Source organism: Microbacterium sp. MYb45 (genome assembly GCF_002979655.1).
Taxonomy (GTDB): Bacteria; Actinomycetota; Actinomycetes; order Actinomycetales; family Microbacteriaceae; genus Microbacterium.
Window position 1 is genome coordinate 26,126 of the sequence record NZ_PCPG01000002.1, and the last position, 17,280, is coordinate 43,405.

At 68.7% G+C, this 17,280-nt stretch carries 16 protein-coding genes; 6 read left to right on the forward strand and 10 right to left on the reverse strand.

What is annotated here, in order from left to right:
- Position 1 precedes the first annotated feature (1 nt).
- Entirely contained in the window at positions 2-1,516 is a 1,515-nt protein-coding gene (locus CQ034_RS06430) for a PucR family transcriptional regulator (protein ID WP_105710403.1), read from the forward strand.
- A 443-nt stretch (positions 1,517-1,959) separates the two neighbouring features.
- Here CQ034_RS06430 and CQ034_RS06435 read toward each other — a convergent pair whose 3' ends face one another.
- Entirely contained in the window at positions 1,960-2,604 is a 645-nt protein-coding gene (locus tag CQ034_RS06435; protein ID WP_029260981.1) for a response regulator transcription factor, read from the reverse strand.
- 281 nt (positions 2,605-2,885) lie between these two features.
- Here CQ034_RS06435 and CQ034_RS06440 point away from each other — a divergent pair, with 281 nt between their 5' ends.
- Positions 2,886-4,601 (forward strand): GAF domain-containing protein, encoded by a 1,716-nt coding sequence (locus tag CQ034_RS06440; protein WP_181156240.1) that lies wholly within the window; start codon positions 2,886-2,888, stop codon positions 4,599-4,601.
- A 27-nt stretch (positions 4,602-4,628) separates the two neighbouring features.
- Here the strand turns inward: CQ034_RS06440 and CQ034_RS06445 are convergent, their stop codons facing one another.
- The 3 genes from CQ034_RS06445 to CQ034_RS06455 form a co-directional block, all read right to left on the reverse strand.
- Complete coding sequence (locus CQ034_RS06445; RefSeq protein ID WP_105710405.1) at positions 4,629-5,102, reverse strand: hypothetical protein; 474 nt, start codon at positions 5,100-5,102, stop codon at positions 4,629-4,631.
- A gap of 94 nt (positions 5,103-5,196) precedes the next feature.
- Positions 5,197-5,625, reverse strand: coding sequence for a riboflavin kinase (locus tag CQ034_RS06450; RefSeq protein WP_105710406.1), 429 nt, complete (start codon positions 5,623-5,625; stop codon positions 5,197-5,199).
- On the reverse strand, positions 5,622-6,131 hold the full coding sequence (locus CQ034_RS06455; protein WP_105710407.1) for a flavin reductase family protein: 510 nt from the start codon (positions 6,129-6,131) through the stop codon (positions 5,622-5,624). Before CQ034_RS06455 ends, CQ034_RS06450 begins: the two co-directional genes overlap by 4 nt.
- A gap of 102 nt (positions 6,132-6,233) precedes the next feature.
- Between CQ034_RS06455 and CQ034_RS06460 the strand changes: the two genes are divergently transcribed.
- A complete protein-coding gene (locus CQ034_RS06460; RefSeq protein ID WP_029260976.1) occupies positions 6,234-6,836 on the forward strand; it encodes a PadR family transcriptional regulator in 603 nt (200 codons plus the stop codon).
- Positions 6,837-6,840: 4 nt separating this feature from the next.
- On the opposite strand, the gene CQ034_RS06465 is transcribed toward CQ034_RS06460, so the two are convergent.
- From CQ034_RS06465 to CQ034_RS06490, 6 genes are all read right to left on the reverse strand, one after another.
- Positions 6,841-7,725 (reverse strand): ribokinase, encoded by an 885-nt coding sequence (locus tag CQ034_RS06465; RefSeq protein ID WP_105710408.1) that lies wholly within the window; start codon positions 7,723-7,725, stop codon positions 6,841-6,843.
- Positions 7,718-9,097, reverse strand: coding sequence for an NtaA/DmoA family FMN-dependent monooxygenase (locus CQ034_RS06470; protein ID WP_105710409.1), 1,380 nt, complete (start codon positions 9,095-9,097; stop codon positions 7,718-7,720). The genes CQ034_RS06465 and CQ034_RS06470 overlap by 8 nt, the downstream gene beginning before the upstream one ends.
- Positions 9,098-9,206: 109 nt before the next feature.
- Entirely contained in the window at positions 9,207-10,055 is an 849-nt protein-coding gene (locus CQ034_RS06475) for an ABC transporter permease (protein WP_105710410.1), read from the reverse strand.
- On the reverse strand, positions 10,048-10,845 hold the full coding sequence (locus CQ034_RS06480; protein WP_105710411.1) for an ABC transporter ATP-binding protein: 798 nt from the start codon (positions 10,843-10,845) through the stop codon (positions 10,048-10,050). The genes CQ034_RS06475 and CQ034_RS06480 overlap by 8 nt, the downstream gene beginning before the upstream one ends.
- On the reverse strand, positions 10,845-11,948 hold the full coding sequence (locus CQ034_RS06485; protein ID WP_258134111.1) for an ABC transporter substrate-binding protein: 1,104 nt from the start codon (positions 11,946-11,948) through the stop codon (positions 10,845-10,847). Before CQ034_RS06485 ends, CQ034_RS06480 begins: the two co-directional genes overlap by 1 nt.
- A gap of 112 nt (positions 11,949-12,060) precedes the next feature.
- Entirely contained in the window at positions 12,061-13,512 is a 1,452-nt protein-coding gene (locus CQ034_RS06490) for a helix-turn-helix domain-containing protein (RefSeq protein ID WP_105710413.1), read from the reverse strand.
- A 133-nt stretch (positions 13,513-13,645) separates the two neighbouring features.
- Between CQ034_RS06490 and aceA the strand changes: the two genes are divergently transcribed.
- The 3 genes from aceA to CQ034_RS06505 all read left to right on the forward strand — a co-directional run bounded on the left by aceA (position 13,646) and on the right by CQ034_RS06505 (position 17,277).
- Positions 13,646-14,971 (forward strand): isocitrate lyase, encoded by a 1,326-nt coding sequence (aceA, locus tag CQ034_RS06495; RefSeq protein ID WP_029260969.1) that lies wholly within the window; start codon positions 13,646-13,648, stop codon positions 14,969-14,971.
- Between the two features lie 124 nt (positions 14,972-15,095).
- Positions 15,096-16,751, forward strand: coding sequence for a malate synthase A (aceB, locus tag CQ034_RS06500; protein ID WP_105710414.1), 1,656 nt, complete (start codon positions 15,096-15,098; stop codon positions 16,749-16,751).
- Between the two features lie 94 nt (positions 16,752-16,845).
- Positions 16,846-17,277 (forward strand): hypothetical protein, encoded by a 432-nt coding sequence (locus tag CQ034_RS06505; RefSeq protein WP_105710415.1) that lies wholly within the window; start codon positions 16,846-16,848, stop codon positions 17,275-17,277.
- Positions 17,278-17,280 lie beyond the last annotated feature (3 nt).

The following is a 17,280-nucleotide window of genomic DNA, read 5'->3' on the forward strand; positions in this document are numbered from 1 at the left end:
CATGGCCGCCACCGAACCGGAGCAGCCGACTCTGCGGGCGCTGCTGCGCCGTCGGGACCTCGGGCTCGCACTCGTACCGCTCGAGGAGGACCTGCCCGAGGGTGCTCTCGACCGCCCGCTGCGTTGGGTGCACAGTTCCGACCTCGCAGACCCGACCCCCTTCCTCTCCGAGGACCTGGCATTGCTGACCACGGGTACGCAGTTCGACCGGGCGATCGATATCGACACCTACGTGGGACGCCTCGCCGACCGGGGCGTCCTCGGGCTCGGCTTCGGCACCGAGGTCCATCGATCGGGCATTCCGGAGGAGCTCGTCGCCTCGTGCGCCACACACGGGATGCCACTGTTCGCGGTGCCGTATCGCACGCCGTTCATCGCTGTGGCCCGCGCCCACTCCGAGGCGATCGCCGCTCAGGCGTACGCCCGGCGATCCTGGGCGCTCGACACCCAGCGCGCCCTCGCCCTCGCAGCTCTCCGCCCCAGCGGGCTCGAGGCGACCATCGCGGAACTCGGACGACGCCTCGACGTCTGGGCGGGGATGTTCGATGCCGCGGGCGCGGTCGTCGCCGCCCACCCGCGCGACCGCCTCCATGCCGAGCTACTCGACGCCCTGAGCGGGCGGGTGATGGAGATCCTCACGCGCGGATTGGAAGCGAGTCAGTCGCTCACCCTCGGCGAGCACGCGTTCATGCTGTTCACCGTGGGCCGCGGAGGGCATCTGCGAGGGGTGATCGCGCTGGCACTCGATGCGCTCGATCCCGAGGCCCGGTCGGTCGTGACGTCGGTGATCGCGATGGCAGGTCTCGCGATGGAGCAGAGCGAGCAGCTCGCACGGAGCCGGCGGCGCCTGCACGCCCAGCTCCTCGGCTCCCTGCTCGCCGACGATCCCACGCTGGCGAGGAGAGTGCTCGGCGGCCTGCCCCCCGCTCCGGTGATCGTGGCCGTCGCCGCGGATGCCCCGGCCGGTCCGCTGGGCGAATGGTGGGAGCGGCATCGCTCCGAGCACGGCACTCCCGTCTTCCTCGCCGAATCCGAGGACGGCGTGACCATGTGCGTCTCCGCCGGCGAGGAAGCACTGCTCGACGAGGTCGCCACGCGCTTCGGCATCCGCATCGGCGTCTCCGATCCCGACGGGTACGACTCGTTCGCCCGGGCGCACGCGCAAGCACTGACGGCTCTTCGCCAGCAGGGAACGCACGGGGCGGCACGATACTCCGAGACGGTGGGCTCCAGCATCCTCACCGCGCTGGCGACCGATGAGGCCCGCCTGGTCGCGGAGTCACGTCTCGCGCCGCTGCGCGAGCACGATGCCCGCACCGGCGCCGAGCTGGAGCGCTCGTTGCGCACCTGGCTGGAGCACGATGCCAAGGCGGAATCCGCGGCGACGGCACTCGGCGTGCATCGGCACACCCTGCGGTCCCGCATCGCTCAGGCCGGAGGCCTGCTCGACATCGACCTCTCGACTTTTCCCGCACGGGCTGAACTGTGGACCCTCCTGCAGACGGCACGGGACTGACCTCGCGCGACTCGCGGACGACCAGCGAGGGGCGGGTGGCCTGCCCGCCCCTCGCTGCCCGAACAGCTCCCCACAGCCATCCGTTCATCCGTGGACCGCTCCCACAGCCGTCCACGTCCCCCGGACGGCGCCCCCGCCATCCGCAACCCCGGACAGCCGTCCGCGCAGCTCCCACAGCCACCCGCACAGCCCCGCAACCGCTCGGACGGCTCCCCCGGCCACCCACGCAGTCCCCATCACCGGGCGAACGCCCCCATCGTCGTTCGCTCCGCCCTCCACCCCTCGCGCCCGAAGTCCCACGGCGTCGCTGTGCATCGCAATGCTCACCGTCTCGTCCCTTCGCCTGACTCCAGATCGTCCTCTGCCACCCTCACTCAGAAGACAGCAGCGCTCTAGGGCCCTTCGTCCCTCGGCCTCCCGCCGGGAGGATCCGCGTCCGCGCGTCAGCCTTCGTCGTGCATCCGCGAGAGCTCGAAGACCGCCGCCTGCGTCCGATGGGTGAAACCCAGCTTCCCGAGCATCGAGGTGACGTAGTTCTTGACCGTCTTCTCGGCGAGACCGAGCCGGTCCGCGATCTGACGGTTCGTCAGGGCGTCGGCGATGAGAGCGAGGATCTGCCGTTCGCGCATGGTCAAGGACGCGAACCGGGGATCAGCGGAATCAGCCGACCCCGAGGCGACCTGGCCCGTCGCCCGACGCACCGTGGCGGGATCGAGCAGCCGACGTCCGGCAGCGACGGCACGCACCGCTTCGGGAAGGTCCGCAGCGCGCACCGTCTTGAGCAGATGCCCGTCCGCCCCCGCCATCACTGCCGCGATCACCGCGTCGTCGTCGTCGTAGGCCGTGAGGATCAGGCACCGCATCCCCGGATGCTTCTGCCGGATCGCCCGGCACAGGTCGATTCCGCTGCCGTCCGGCAGGTGCACATCGAGGACCACGACATCGGGAAGAGTGGCCGCGATCCGCCTCGTCGCCTCCCGATAGCCCCCCGCCTCACCGACGACATCGAGATCCGGGGTGGCCTGGATCACAGCGGCGACACCCCTGCGCACCATCTCATGGTCGTCGACCAGGAACACTGAGGTCATGCCCGCACTCTCCCGTTCCTGCCTGCTCGCTCGCCCGGTCTGCCCAGGCACGTCTCTCGCACCGTAACGGGCGTTTCGCGGCCTCGGCCGGGACCATGGTCCCCGCTCGATCGGGAAAGCGGGCATCCGGCAGCGGGAGTCCTGCCGGCGACGCGCCTGCCATATACCGGCTGAGCGTTGCAGACCGGTCGGTCTCCGGGGAAGGTGGAGGGATGCAGGACAGATGCCGACAGACGCATATTACGCCCGGCCCCCAGCAGGACGACGGGGACGACGCTCCCGTGACACGCGCACCTCGGCTCCTCGCCACCCGCCGCCAGCTCCGCGGTCTCGTCGACTTCTCGCCGGACGCGGCGGACCAACTCGACGCCGACAGGATTCTCACACGCATCGTCCGAGCTGCCGCCGACCTCATCCAAGCCCGATACGGCGCGCTGATCGTGATCGACGCGGCCGGCGCTGTCGAGCGATTCATCCACGTGGGCATCGACCAGCGAAGTGCAGCCGCGATCGCCGATCCGCCCGAGCCGGGAACCCTGTTCCGCGCGGTGGTCGACAGCGGACGCACGATCCGTCTGAACCAGATGAGCGATGACCCTCGGTCCGCGGGTTTCCCCCCGCATCACCCTGCCATGGAGGGGTTCCTCGGGGTCCCGGTCCGAAGCCACGGCGAGGTGTGCGGCGTCCTCGTGCTGTCGAATCGGCGAACCGGTGTCTTCACGCTCGAGGATGAGGAGCTCATCGAGTCGATGGCCGCGACCGCGGGAATCACCATCCACAACGCCCGCGCGGCCGAAGAGGCTCGTCGCCAGCAGCGACTGAATCGAGCACTCTCGGACGTGAGCGCCGTGCTCCTGACCCCTCAGCGCGAGGACATCCTCGATGTCATGGCCGAGCGCGTCACTCACGTGGTCGCCTGCGACCTGGTGACGATCGTCGTCCACGTGGATGCCGACCGTCTCCGCATCGACGCTGCCCGAGGACCGCTGTCCGCCGCATACGAACACGGGGTCCTCCCGGCGGCGAGCTCGGTCGCCGCGCACGCCATCGCCGGCGGAAGGGTGGTGAGCGGAAGCCTCACCGATGAGGACACCCACGCCAGCCTGGCCGGAGACCAGGATGCCGCAGGGCCCACGGTGGCCGTCCCCCTGGTGGCTGCCGGGCATGCGATCGGGGCGCTGTGCGTCACGCGAGTGGCATCCGGCAGCGACTTCTCCCCGAGCGAGATCGACGCGATCTCCGATTTCGTCGCCCAGGCGGGTCTCGCGACCTCACTCGCCTGGGCTCGAGAGGATCGGCAGCACCTCGACATCATCGAAGAGCGCAACCGCATCGCCCGCGACCTGCATGACAACGTCATCCAGCGGCTGTTCGCGACGGGGATGAGCCTGCAGGCGTTCGCTGCCACCGACCCCGCCCACGCCGAAGAACTCGAGCAGCACGTCGCGGAGATCGACGCGGCCATCACCGACATCCGCTCCGGGATATTCTCGCTCCGCACGCGCCGGGTGAAGAGAAAAGACCGTCCTGTGCGCCGGCGCGCGCTCGACGTGATCACCGAACTCACTCCCGCGCTGCCGTCCGCGCCGACGATCACCTTCGTGGGGCCGGTCGATCCGGTCGTCACCGGGAAGCTCGCGGATGACGTCATCGCCGTCATCCGCGAGGCGCTCGCCAACGTCGCCCACCATGCCCAGGCCAGCACCTGCGCCGTCACGGTCGCCGTCTCGGAGAGAGAGGTCATCGTCTCGGTGCAGGACGACGGTGACGGGATCGCGGAGTCCCTCGGCGACCCCGGAGGGACCGAGAACCTCGCCGAACGTGCGGCGCTGCATGGCGGCACCTTCACACTGGATCAGCGGACGGAGCGCGGAACCACGGCACGCTGGAGCGTCCCCCGCACCGTGCTGTCCGACGAGGGGCCTCCTCCGAAGGGGCGTCGCCGCAGTGACGGCGGCACCCGGCACGAACTGCCGCGCGGCACCTCGTCGGAGTGAGCATCCGCTGCGGTGTGGGCCGACCGCTCACACGGTGCACGAGGGTCGGCAGTGCGACATCACGTAAGCCATGAAGTCCGTCATGAATCCGGAGATGCCCTGATCCCTCACGGCCGGGTCGGTACTCCTGATCGCGGGCGCCCATGTCGCGGAGAATGCGGGAGAGACGGTGAGGAACTGCGCGGCGACGGCCGCCATCGCGTCGGCCTGCGCCTGTGTGGACACAGTGATGCCGAGCTCGGCGATCAGTTCGGGGTGCGCATCGGCGAGGGCTCCGCGTCCCGTCATGACAAGGAGCAGCAGCTCCAGGTCGGTCGACGACGCGAGGCGAGGATCGAGGTCGGCCTCGTCGCCCGCGGCCTGCAGCCCGGCGCTCGTCGCAGCCGCAGCTTCGGGCGCGGAGTAGCCGGTGGCGCCATGAGCCGATGACACACCTGTCAGTGACAGGGTGAGTGCCACGACGGCGGACGTGAAGAAAGCGGTCTTCTTGCGGGCGAGCATGGGTTTTCCTCCGGATCGTCGGTGATGCGGAGAAAGTACCACAGGAGTGAAATGTAAAACAGTACTCGATCTGCACCAGAGCCGATCACGGAGATCATCCGCCCGTCGGGCTCGTACGCTCTCCATCCTGATCGCGATCGGCCAGAAGCCGTCGACAGCGGCTGACATCGGCCTCGCTCTGCGAGACCAGCGCATCGATTCCCTCGAAGTGCAGCGTCGGTCGCATATGGGCGACGAGCGTCACCTCCAGCGTGCGACCGTACAGATCGAGGTTCACGTCATGCAGATGCACCTCGACCCGCCTCTCCCGGTCGCCTGCGAAAGTCGGATTCGTCCCGACGCTGACGCTCGCCTGCCAGACCTCCGGGTCATCGTCGATACGCGTCCACGCTGCGTAGATCCCATCGGCGGGCAGGTCACTGTGGTCCAGCGCCAGGTTCGCCGTCGGGAAGCCGAGCTCGCGCCCCCGACCATCACCGGGCACGACCACGCCGACGATGGTCGTGAGCGGCGGAGTACTCACACGCTCTCGGAGCCCGCGATGGACCGATAGCGGCTCTGGTGGAAGACGAGCGGCTCGACGTCCTCGAACAGGGTGATGTCGGCGATCTCGTACAACGCGATCTCGTGATCACCACCGTCGAACGTGCTGCGCAGGCGGCAGGTGAGCCAGAGCGCCGCATCCGACATGAGCACCGCCCCACCCTCGGTTCGGTGCCACTCGTGGCCACCGAACCGGTCGCCTTCGCGGGCGGAGAGCGAGCGGCTCAGAGGCTCGTGGTGCGCGGCGAGCACGCTCATACCGAGTTCGGGTACCGCCCTCAGCACGGGCCACGTCTTCGACGTACGCGCTGCGCTGATCGCGACGAGCGCGGGCTCGAGCGAGATCGAGGTGAAGGAGTTGACCGCCATCCCGACAGCACGGTCATCGACATGCGCGGCGAGGGCTACGACGCCGGTCGGATACACCGAGAACGCCCGGCGGAGGGCGAGGTCGCGCGGCAGGGCGTCGGTCACGGCAGTCGTCATTTCGGCTTCCTTTCGTTAGTCAACTTTGACTAGTACTCATAATAGACAAGTTTGATCATACAAACAATAAAAATGTGGACACCAGCCGTTAGCATGAGGGGCATGTCGACCACCCGCCTCGTCGTCCTCGGCGCCGTGAAGCAGTTCCAGCCCGTGCACGGTTACTTCCTCCGCCGCGAGCTCATGACGTGGCACGTCGACGAATGGGCGCACATCCAGCCCGGCTCGATCTACAACGCCCTGCGCGCCCTCGAGGTCGACGGCTACATCGCCGAGAGCGGCACCGAAGCCGAGGGCAAGCGCCCGGCACGCACGACCTACCGCATCACTCCGGCCGGCGAGGTCGAGCTCCAGCGCATGCTGCGCGAGAACCTCTGGAACGTCGCAGCCTTCGACACCCAGGCCATCATGACCGTGGCCTCGTTCATGTTCGTGCTGAGCCGCCAGGAGGTGATCGCCGGCCTCGAGCACCGCCTCATCAAGAGCGACGCGATCATCACCCAGAACGGCTTCGACGTGCAGGACACTCTGCGCTCCGAGACGACACCGAAGTACGTGCGGGAGATCTTCGACCTCTCCACCGCCCGCCTCACCGCCGAGAAGCAGTGGCTGCTCGACCTGCTGGAGCGCCTGCGCGGGGGTGAGTACACGTTCGCCGGCGAGGCGGAAGAGGTCGCATCGCCCGCCACGCCCCCTTCGCAGTAGCGGCTCAGCGCGAGTCGACGAACGCCGCGATCGATCCGGGCGTCAACTGCGGCGTGGTCGCCCCGCGGTGCTGAGCCACGACGGCTCCTGCCGCGCAGGCTCTGACCAGGGCGTCCTCGATCGCCATTCCCTGGGCGAGCGCCGCGGCGAGCGCACCGCAGAAGGCATCGCCGGCTCCCGTCGTGTCCACCGGATCGATCCGGAAGGCGGCGACGTGCACGGGATCGCTTCCCGAGCGATGGAGCGTCACTCCCCCGGCACCCTGCGTGAGAACGACCGTCTGCGCACCGGCCGCATGGAGTCGGTCGACGCCGCCGAGTTCGACGCACTCGGTCTCGTTCACGACGAGAACATCGACGTCGGCGAGCATCCCGATCGTCGCGGCATGCGCGGGGGCGGCGTTGAGGATCGTCAGTGCGCCGGCAGCGCGCCCCGCACGCAGCCCTGCGGCCACGCTCTCGACGGGCACCTCCAGCTGCGCGAGCACGACCCCGGCTCCTGCGATCCCGCCGACCGCGTCTTCCGGGGTGAGATCGGCGTTGGCACCCGCCGTGACGACGATACTGTTGTCCCCGCCGTCGAGGGCGAGCACGTGCGCCACTCCGGTCGGAGCGGTGGCGCTGCGGCGGAGGGCCGCCACGACTCCGGCCTCCGTCAGCGTCTGCTGCAGCACGTCGGCGGCCTCATCGTCTCCGACGACCGCGCAGAACCTCGTGGGCGCCCCGCTGCGGGCGGACGCCACGGCCTGATTCAGTCCCTTGCCGCCGGAGAAGCGTCCGCCGGCTCGTCCGAGGAGCGTCTCGCCGACACGTGGGGGGCGCGAGACCTCGACCACGAGGTCGAGGTTCGCGCTCCCCACGACGGCGACACCGGTGAGGGTGTCAGACACGCGACATCGTCCGTCGGTACTGCGATCCGGTGTGCGAATCGGCGAGCGCCGCGGTCGGCGTGCCGATCAGGCGCTCGCGCAGTGACTGCGGCTCCGACGACGGCTCGACGATCGCGCCGCGCTCCTTGAGGATCGGCAGCACGTGCTCGATGAAGTCGACGGTCGACGCCGGCGGGATCACGGGGGCGAAGAGGAATCCGTCGAGGTCGGCGCCGTCGGCGAGCTCGATCATGCGGTCAGCCACCTGCTCGGGGGTGCCCACGATCGGGCGGGCGCCGACACCGTGCGCGTGCCAGTCTCCGAGCACGTCGCCGACGGTCTTGTCGGCGAACCGGGCGACCTGGGTCTGCGACAGCTCGGTGCTGAGCTCGGACATCGGCGTGTTCGGCGCGTACGCCGACAGGTCGAGGCCGGTGAACCAGGCGTAGGAGGCGACGGTGACGTCGGGGTTCTGCGCGTCGGCGACCTCGGCGTACTTGCGCCGCGCCTCTTCCTCCGTGCTGCCGACGATCGCGGCGAACGCCGACATGATCTTGACCTCGTCGGCTCCGCGGCCGTTCTTCACGGCCTCCTCCCGGATCGCCGAGGAGTGCGCGCGGAGCTGCTCGACCGAGCCGCTGCCGACGAAGATCGCCTCGCCGTGCTTGCCGCCGAACTCCCGGCCGGCGGGCGACGCCCCGGCCTGGAACAGCACCGGGGTGCCCTGCGGCGAGCGCGAGGTGTTGCCGTAGCCGTGCGAACGGAAGTAGGGGCCGTCATGCGCGATGCGGTGCACCTTGGACGGGTCAGCGAAACGGCCGGACTTGTCGCGCTCCAGCGCCCCTTCCTCCCACGCCTGCTCCCACAGCTTGTAGACGACCTGCATGAAGTCGTCGGCCATCAGGTAGCGCTCGTCATGACCGACCATCGGCACCCCGAAGCCCTGCACCGCGGTGTCGGCCGTGCCCGTGGTGACCACGTTCCAGCCGATGCGTCCGCCGGAGAGGATGTCGAGTGTCGCCATGCGGCGCGCGAACGAGTAGGGCGGCTCGAGGAGGGTCGAGCCGGTCGCGACGAGGCCCAGCCGCGTGGTCTCGGGGATCAGGGCGGCGAGGATGATCGCCGGGTCGAGGCGGGGCAGATCGAGCCCTTCGACGGAGCAGATGTCGGGGCGTTCGCCCGCGACGTCGGCCCAGCCCCAGGCATCCGCGAGGAACAGGAAGTCGAACCCGGCGTCTTCGACCATGCGTGCGGTGTCGCGCCAGTACTCCAGCTTGTCGAACAGGTAGCGCCCGTTGTCGGGGTGACGCCAGGTCGCGGTGCCGGAGTCGTTCGCCTGCGCGTTCTCGAAGAGGCCGAGACGCAGCGGCTTGACGGTGTTCTGATCGGTCATGTGCGGGTGCCTTCCTTGTGGGTGGTTCTGGTCGTTCTCGAGTGGTTCCGGGCACGCCGGAGGAACCCCGGGGCGGGTGGAGCGCCCGCCCCGGGATCCGGATGCCGTGTCAGCCCTTGGCCGTGACCTCGCCGTCGCTCCACCAGAGCACGCGCTTGCGCACCAGGGCGAGGACGATGATCAGGAGCACGCCGAGGAGGCAGAGCAGCGCGATGCTGGCCCAGGTGACGGGCAGGTTCGCCTGTGCAGCGGAGGTGGTGACGAGCGAGCCGAGGCCGGCCTGCTGGCCCGCCGCGACGAACTCGGCGACCGCGGCACCGACCACCGCGAGCGGCAGCGCGATGCGGAGCCCGGCGAACACATAGGGCATGCTGCCGGGGAATCGCAGTTCCCGGAAGATCTCCCACCGCGAGGCATGCAGCGTCTTGAAGACGTCGAGCGCCTTCTGGTCGACGTCGCGCAGACCCGCCAGCGAGTTCACGAGCATCGGGAAGAAGACCACGAGCCCCGTCACGATGAACTTCGGCACCATGCCGAACCCGAAGGCCACGACCAGCGCCGGGGCGATCGCCACGATCGGGGTCACCATCACGATGATCACGAGCGGCATCACGGCCCGCTCGATGATCTGGAACTCGGCCATGATCACCGCCAGCAGGAAACCGGCGAGGATGCCGGCGGAGGCTCCGACCACCACTTCGAGCAGCGTGACGAGGAAGTTCGACCAGTACATGCCGGCGTCGTCGACGAGGCTGCCGCCGATCGCCTCCAGCGTCGGGAGCACGTACGGGTTGGTCCAGGCCACGACCTGCCAGAGCAGCGCGGCGATCACGAACGTGATCAGGGTGGGTCCCCACGACCCCCAGCGCAGCCAGGGCGGAACGCCACGGCGCGGCTGGGCCTTCAGACGGGCGGTTGCGAGGGTCGCGGTCGTGTCTCTCATCGTCAGCTCAGACATGGGCCTTCTCCGTCTGCGCGCGCAGCGCATCGCGCACGACTGCTTCCATCTCGCGGAACTCCTCCGTGGCATACGACTGCTCGTCGCGCGGCCGCGGCAGGTTCACGTCGATCACCTGGGCGATGCGCCCGGGGTGGGCGGCCATCACCACGATGCGGTCGGAGAGCATGATCGCCTCCGGCACCGAGTGCGTGACGAACATGACGGCCTTGCGGTTGGACTGCCAGAACTCCAGCAGGGCGATGCGCTGCAGGTCACGATTCATCTCGTCGAGCGCCGAGAACGGCTCGTCCATCAGCATGATGGCCGGGTCGAACACGAATGCCCTGGCGATCGCGGCACGCTGCTGCATGCCGCCGGACAGCTGCCCTGGGTACTTCGTCATCGCCCGCCCGAGTCCGAACGTCGACAGCAGTTCCGCGGGATCGCGGAGAGCGCGCCCGGTGTTCGCCTTGGCGTTGATGCGCACCGGCAGTTCGACGTTCTCGCGCACGGTCTTCCACGGCAGCAGTGCGGGGGACTGCGGCACGAGGCCGATCTTCTTGTCTCGGGACGCTACCGTGACGCTCTCGCCGTCGATCGTGACGGTGCCCGAGTCGGCGTCGAGGAGACCGGCGACCACCTTGAGCAGCGTGGACTTGCCGCAGCCGCTCGGACCGATCACCGACACGAATTCGCCCATGCCGATCGTGAGACTCACATCGTCGAGCACGGTGACCTTCGCGCCGTCGACGCCGAAGGACTTCGAGACGTTCCTGACTTCGACGCCTGCTCCCTGTGCGACCGACATCACTCGGCCTGCCAGATGAGGGTGTCGCCGTCGTAGAGGTCGGCGACGAGATCGGCGTCCATCATGTCGGCGATCGCGGGCAGGTCCTTGACGTCGCCGTACTTCTCGACGAGCGCGTACTCCGGCTCCCACATCGACTCGTTCTGCACACCGGGGTTGCCACCGGCGCTCTCGCGGACCCAGGCGGACTCCACCTCCCAGGTGCGGGCCAGTTGGTCGCGCGGGAACGCGGCGCCCTGGTTGTTGTCCTCGGCCAACTTCGCGAGCTTGTCGATGCAGGCATCCGACTCGTCGAGGCAGTACTGCAGCGCCTTGAGGCTCGCCCGCATGAAGTCGGCGGCGACCTCGCGGTGCTCGTCGAGGAAGCGGGAGTTGACCTCCATCACGTTGTACGTGCCCTCGACGCCGAGGTCGGAGGGGAGGAACTCGCTGAACGGCAGGTCCTGCGCCTTGAGCGACTGCGGCTGGTTCGAGGCATAGCCGACGATCGCATCGACCTGCTCGCGCACCACGACCGTCGGGTCGTAGTTGGTCATCTTGACCATCTCGACCTTCGAGACATCGACGCCGGCCTCGTCGAGCATGGCCGAGGCGATCGGGGTCAGGTTGATGAAGTACCCGAGCGATCCGCCTTCGAGGTCCTTGAGGCTCTCGAGCTTCTCGTTACCGAAGATGGAGAACGGCGGGGTGGTGCCGTAGGTGGCGACGGCCGTGAGGTTCTTGCTGTTCGCCGCGGCCAGCATCACGTCGGATGCGGAGCCGAGAGCGGTGAACTGCGCCTGACCGGATGCCACGAGCTGCTGCCCGTTCGCGCCGGAGGCGTTGATCTCGACATCGAGGCAGAGGTCGTCGAAGTAGCCCAGCTCCTCGGCGAGGAACACGTCGAGCTGACCGGCGCTGGCGGAGTAGCCGTAGCCGGAGATGTAGGTGATGGTGCCGGCATCCTGATTCCGCTTGCAGGCGTCGGTGTCGCTCGCACTCGTGGGGGCGGTATCGCCGCCTGGCGTCTGCGCGGAGCATGCTCCGAGCGTCAGCGTGGCGGCGAGAACGCACGTCAGGGTGGCAGTGATGCGGAATCGGGTTTCCGCAGAGGAAGTAGCCATGAGGGTCCCTTCTCGGCCGTTCGTCATTGATGGCTCGTCGAAAGTAACATAGTCAAGATTGACTAAGCAAGATGAAACTAACTTTTGACGAAACAGCGGGGACTCTCTGAACTCACTGCGGCGCGTGCGCCTCCAGGAACTCGTACACATCAGTCGTGTCGACCCCGGGGAACGCGCCGGTCGGCAGCGTCGCGAGCAGGGTGCGCGGCGTCTTCACGTTCGGCCAGGAGTTCTCCCGCCAGCGGTCTTCCAACTCGGCGGGAGCCCGACGGCAGCACACCTCGACCGAGTGCTTCGAGACGCCGCGGTGCGGGGTGTCGCGCCCCACGAACCACTTCGTGTCATCGAAGCGCACACCGACGCTCACCGAGTGCAGCCCCTCGCTCGACGACTCCACCCGCGCGGTGCACCAGTACGTGCCGTTGCCGGTGTCGGTGTACTGGTAATACGGGTTGAAGCGGTCGTCCTCATCGAACACCACGCGCGAGGTCCACCGGCGGCAGCACATCTGCCCCTCGATGGCTCCGAGCCGATCGGTCGGGAAGTTCACGTCGTCGTTCTCGTACGCCTTCGTGATCGTGCCCGACTCGTGCACTTTGAGGAAGTGCACCGGAATGTCGAGGTGCCGCGTCGCAAGGTTCGTGAAGCGGTGCGCGGCCGTCTCGTACGACACCGAATACGCATCGCGGAGGTCTTCGATCGAGATCGCCCGCCGCTGCTTGGCATCCCTCAACGCGGGCACGACATGCGCCTCCGGGATGAGGAGGGCGCCCGTGAGGTAGTTGGTCTCGACGCGTTGCCGCAGGAACTCGGCATAGCTGCGCGGCTCGGAGTGCCCGAGGATGCGGCTCGACAGCGCCTGCAGCACCGCGGTGCGGGCATCACCCTTCGCTGGCACGCTGCTCGACAGGTACAGCCGACCGTTCGCGAGGTCGGCGACGCTGCGGGTGGTCTGCGGCAGGTCTGGCGCGTAATGCAGAGTGAAGCCGAGGTAGGCCGCGATCTCGGATGCGGTGCGCTGCGTCAGAGGGCCGCCGGGGTGGCCGACCGCGGCGAGGATCTCGGCGGCCTTGGCCTCGAGGTCGGCGAAGTGGTTGTCCTGCCTGCGCATCAGGTGCCGCAGCTCGACGTTCGCCCGCCTGGCCTCCTCGGGCGTCGCGGCCCGCTCGTCCTTGAGCCGATCGATCTCCCCGTGCAGCGCGAGCAGGGCCTTCAGCGCATCCGTCGGCAGACTCTTCGCGATACGGAACGGCTCGATGCCCAGGGCCTGGAACGTCTGCCCCTTCATCGCGCGCTCCAGGGCGATCTCGATCGCGCTGCGTTCGTCGAGCGGCTCCCCTTCGAGCAGCGCGTCGAGCGTCACACCGAGCGCGCGGGCGATCGCCTGCAGCTGCGTGAGCTTGGGTTCGCGCTTGCCGGTCTCGATCATCGACATCTGGCTCGGCGCCCGATCGACGGCGGAGGCCAGGTCGTCGAGGGTCATGCCCTTCGCCGTGCGGAGCCGGCGGATTCGACGACCGATCGTGAGGGCGTCGGTCTCTTCTGCAGCTTCGTCGATGCTCATGCGGCAGATTCTGTCACAGAAACAGAATTTCGAGCGATCTTCTCTCCGGTATCGGTCGTTCGACGTCCCGAACTTCACGCACAGTGGAACCACGCCACACCGGCACCGCAGCCGGATCCACCGAGGAGACACCATGACGAACACCGCCCACACCCCGACGCCCCGCCCCGCCGGTCTGCGAGCCGGCGACCAGGTTCAGACGGCCGCCGAGCTCCAGGAGATCTGGGACACCGATCCCCGCTGGGACGGCGTCGAGCGCACCTACTCCGCCGAAGATGTCATCCGCATCCGCGGCTCGGTCCGAGAGGACTCCACGCTCGCGCACCGCGGTGCTGAGAACCTCTGGAACCTCCTGCACACGGAGGACTACGTCCGTGCGCTCGGCGCCTACACCGGAGGCCAGGCCGTGCAGCAGGTGCGGGCGGGGCTCAAGGCGATCTACCTCTCCGGATGGCAGGTCGCCGCCGACGGCAACCTCGCCGGTCACACCTACCCCGACCAGTCGCTGTACCCCGCGAACTCGGTGCCGGCGGTCGTACGCCGTATCAACAACGCGCTCATCCGCCAGGACCAGCTGGAGCACGCAGAAGGCGAGACCACGCAGGACTGGCTCGCCCCGATCGTCGCCGACGCCGAGGCCGGCTTCGGCGGACCGCTCAACGCCTACGAGCTCGCGCAGTCGCTCATCCAGTCGGGTGCCGCCGGCATCCACTGGGAGGACCAGCTGGCCAGCGAGAAGAAGTGCGGCCACCTCGGCGGCAAGGTACTCGTGCCCACCCAGCAGCACATCCGCACGCTGAACGCCGCCCGCCTCGCCGCCGACGTCGCCGGGGTGCCGACCGTCATCATCGCCCGCACGGATGCTCTCGCCGCCGACCTGCTCACCAGCGACGTCGACGAACGCGACCAGCAGTTCACCACCGGCGAGCGCACGACGGAGGGGTTCTACCGGATCCGCCCGGGTCTGGAATCGGTCATCAGCCGCGGCCTCGCCTTCGCCCCCTACGCCGACCTGTTGTGGGTCGAGACGGGGGAGCCCGACATCACGCTGGCACGCGAGTTCGCCGCCGCCATCCACGCGGAGTTCCCCGGGAAGCTCCTGGCCTACAACTGCTCACCGAGCTTCAACTGGAAGAAGCACCTGTCGGACGCCGAGATCGCGACGTTCCAGCAGGAGCTGGCAGACCTGGGCTACAAGTTCCAGTTCATCACCCTGGCCGGCTTCCATGCTCTGAACCACTCGATGTTCGATCTCGCCCGCGGCTACGCCGATCGCGCCATGAGCGCCTACGTCGAGCTGCAGGAAGCCGAGTTCGCCGCCGAGGCCCACGGCTACACCGCCACCAAGCACCAGCGCGAGGCGGGCACCGGATACTTCGACGTCATCTCCACCGCGCTCAACCCCGACAGCGCGACTCTCGCCCTCGCCGGCTCCACCGAAGCCGCACAGTTCCACTGATCCCCACGCCCCCTCCACCCGGCGCTGGCGCGCCGCGCGGAGCCTCCGGGCGCGTGGCCCCTCTTCGTCGCAGTGCTCGACGCATTCGTCGCAGTACTCGACACAACGCAAAGGACTCACGATCATGACCATTCCCACCGCTCCCCCGACCACGGCTCCGATCCAGACGACTCAGCAGGGCCCGGCGATCGAAGTCACCGGCCCCATCCGCGACCGCTACGAGGAGATCCTCACCCCCGAGGCCATCGCCTTCCTCACCGAGCTGCACCACCGGTTCGCCTCCCGCCGTCACGACCGGCTGGCCGACCGCATGCGGCGCCGCTTCGAGATCGGCAACGGGCACGACCCGCACTTCCGCGAAGACACGGCACACATCCGTGACGACCGTGACTGGCGGGTCGCCGGTGCCGGTCCCGGTCTCGAGGACCGCCGCGTCGAGATCACCGGGCCGACCGATCCGAAGATGACGATCAACGCCCTCAACTCCGGGGCGCGGGTCTGGCTGGCCGACCAGGAGGATGCCACGAGCCCGACCTGGAAGAACGTGATCGAGGGTCAGCTGTCGCTGCGAGATGCAATCCGCGGCGAGCTGTCCTTCACCTCCCCGGAAGGGAAGGAGTACCGGGTCACGGCGGAGCGCACGCCCACGATCGTGATGCGTCCGCGCGGGTGGCACCTGCCGGAGAAGCACGTCGCCTTCATCGATCGCGCCGGTCGTCGCACGTCAGCATCCGGTTCCCTCGTCGACTTCGGCCTCTACTTCCTGCACAACGCGCAGGCACTGATCGACGGCGGCCGCGGCCCCTACTTCTACATCGCCAAGCTCGAGTCGAGCGAGGAGGCGAAGCTGTGGGACGACGTCTTCTCGTTCAGCGAGGAGTACATCGGCATCCCGCACGGCACGATCCGCGCGACGGTGCTGATCGAGACCCTGCCGGCCGCGTTCGAGATGGACGAGATCCTGTACGAGCTGCGCGACCACTGCGCGGGGTTGAACGCCGGCCGCTGGGACTACATCTTCTCGATCATCAAGAACTACCGCGGCCGTGGAGCACGCTTCGTGCTTCCCGACCGCAGCGAGGTGACGATGACGGTGCCGTTCATGCGGGCGTACACCGACCTGCTCGTGCAGACCTGCCACAAGCGCGGAGCCTTCGCGATCGGCGGCATGAGCGCGTTCATCCCCAACCGCCGCGACCCCGAGGTGACGGCCCGCGCGATCGAGAAGGTGACGGCCGACAAGAAGCGCGAGGCGGGCGACGGCTTCGACGGCACCTGGGTCGCCCACCCCGACCTGATCCCCACGGCTCAGGCGGAGTTCGACGCGGTGCTGGGCGACCGCCCCAACCAGGTCGACCGCCAGCGCGACGACGTGCACGTCGAGGCCCGTGATCTGCTCGACCTGCACATCGGTCGGCCGATCACGGCGCAGGGTGTGCGGAACAACGTGTCGGTCGCCATCCGCTACCTGGAGGCCTGGCTGCGCGGACTCGGCGCGGTCGCGATCGACAATCTGATGGAGGATGCCGCGACGGCCGAGATCAGCCGCTCGCAGGTGTGGCAGTGGATCCACCAGGACCGGACGACACAGGACGGCACCCCCATCACGGCGGAGTACATCGAGGGACTGATCACGCAGGTGCTCGCACAGGCGACGCGCAGCCACGGCGACCGGTACGACGACGCGGCGGAGATCTTCCGCGAGGTCGCCCTGCAGGAGGAGTTCCCGACTTTCCTCACGCTGGGTGCCTACAGCCGGTTCCTGGTCGACGAGGACTGAGCGCGCGCAAGAGCCCCCGACCGCGGCCGATGCCACGCTCGGGGGCTCTTCCGCGTCCGGCGCCGGCGCCGACAGGCGGGCGTAGCCTGGAGGCATGACCGACGTCTGGGCGGACATCGCCTCCGAGTTCCTGCACTTCTACCCGCGCGGCCGACGGCTGCTCGCGGTCGCCGGAGCGGATGCCGAGCGCTCGCGACAGGCGGCCGACGCCCTCGCGGCCGCGCTGACGAAGGCGGGACAGCCGGTCCTCCGCGAGCACTCGCCCGAGGGCGACGAAGCCGGGGTGCGCGCGACGGTCACCGCTTTCCGCGAAGACCCGAAGAGCGAGGGCATCCTGCTCGCCTCCGGACCCGCGGCCTTACTCGGCGAGCGCACCAGGGGAATGTGGAACTACGCCGTGTGGCAGCTGGCCGGCGACGAGCCGCCGCACACGGTCGCGGGGTCGATCGTCGATGTGAGCGACCCCGACCATCCGGTGCGGCGGTTCGCCGACTACTGCTCGCTGCCGGCCTCGTACGGAGCCTGATCC

Bases quoted from the DNA above. Each gene is read 5' to 3' on its own strand.
- CQ034_RS06430 (WP_105710403.1), top strand. From the start codon at position 2: ATGGCCGCCACCGAACCGGAGCAGCCGACTCTGCGGGCGCTGCTGCGC.
- CQ034_RS06435 (WP_029260981.1), bottom strand. From the start codon at position 2,604: ATGACCTCAGTGTTCCTGGTCGACGACCATGAGATGGTGCGCAGGGGT.
- CQ034_RS06445 (WP_105710405.1), bottom strand. From the start codon at position 5,102: ATGCTCGCCCGCAAGAAGACCGCTTTCTTCACGTCCGCCGTCGTGGCA.
- CQ034_RS06455 (WP_105710407.1), bottom strand. From the start codon at position 6,131: ATGACGACTGCCGTGACCGACGCCCTGCCGCGCGACCTCGCCCTCCGC.
- CQ034_RS06460 (WP_029260976.1), top strand. From the start codon at position 6,234: ATGTCGACCACCCGCCTCGTCGTCCTCGGCGCCGTGAAGCAGTTCCAG.
- CQ034_RS06470 (WP_105710409.1), bottom strand. From the start codon at position 9,097: ATGACCGATCAGAACACCGTCAAGCCGCTGCGTCTCGGCCTCTTCGAG.
- CQ034_RS06475 (WP_105710410.1), bottom strand. From the start codon at position 10,055: ATGTCTGAGCTGACGATGAGAGACACGACCGCGACCCTCGCAACCGCC.
- CQ034_RS06480 (WP_105710411.1), bottom strand. From the start codon at position 10,845: ATGTCGGTCGCACAGGGAGCAGGCGTCGAAGTCAGGAACGTCTCGAAG.
- CQ034_RS06485 (WP_258134111.1), bottom strand. From the start codon at position 11,948: ATGGCTACTTCCTCTGCGGAAACCCGATTCCGCATCACTGCCACCCTG.
- CQ034_RS06490 (WP_105710413.1), bottom strand. From the start codon at position 13,512: ATGAGCATCGACGAAGCTGCAGAAGAGACCGACGCCCTCACGATCGGT.
- aceA (WP_029260969.1), top strand. From the start codon at position 13,646: ATGACGAACACCGCCCACACCCCGACGCCCCGCCCCGCCGGTCTGCGA.
- aceB (WP_105710414.1), top strand. From the start codon at position 15,096: ATGACCATTCCCACCGCTCCCCCGACCACGGCTCCGATCCAGACGACT.
- CQ034_RS06505 (WP_105710415.1), top strand. From the start codon at position 16,846: ATGACCGACGTCTGGGCGGACATCGCCTCCGAGTTCCTGCACTTCTAC.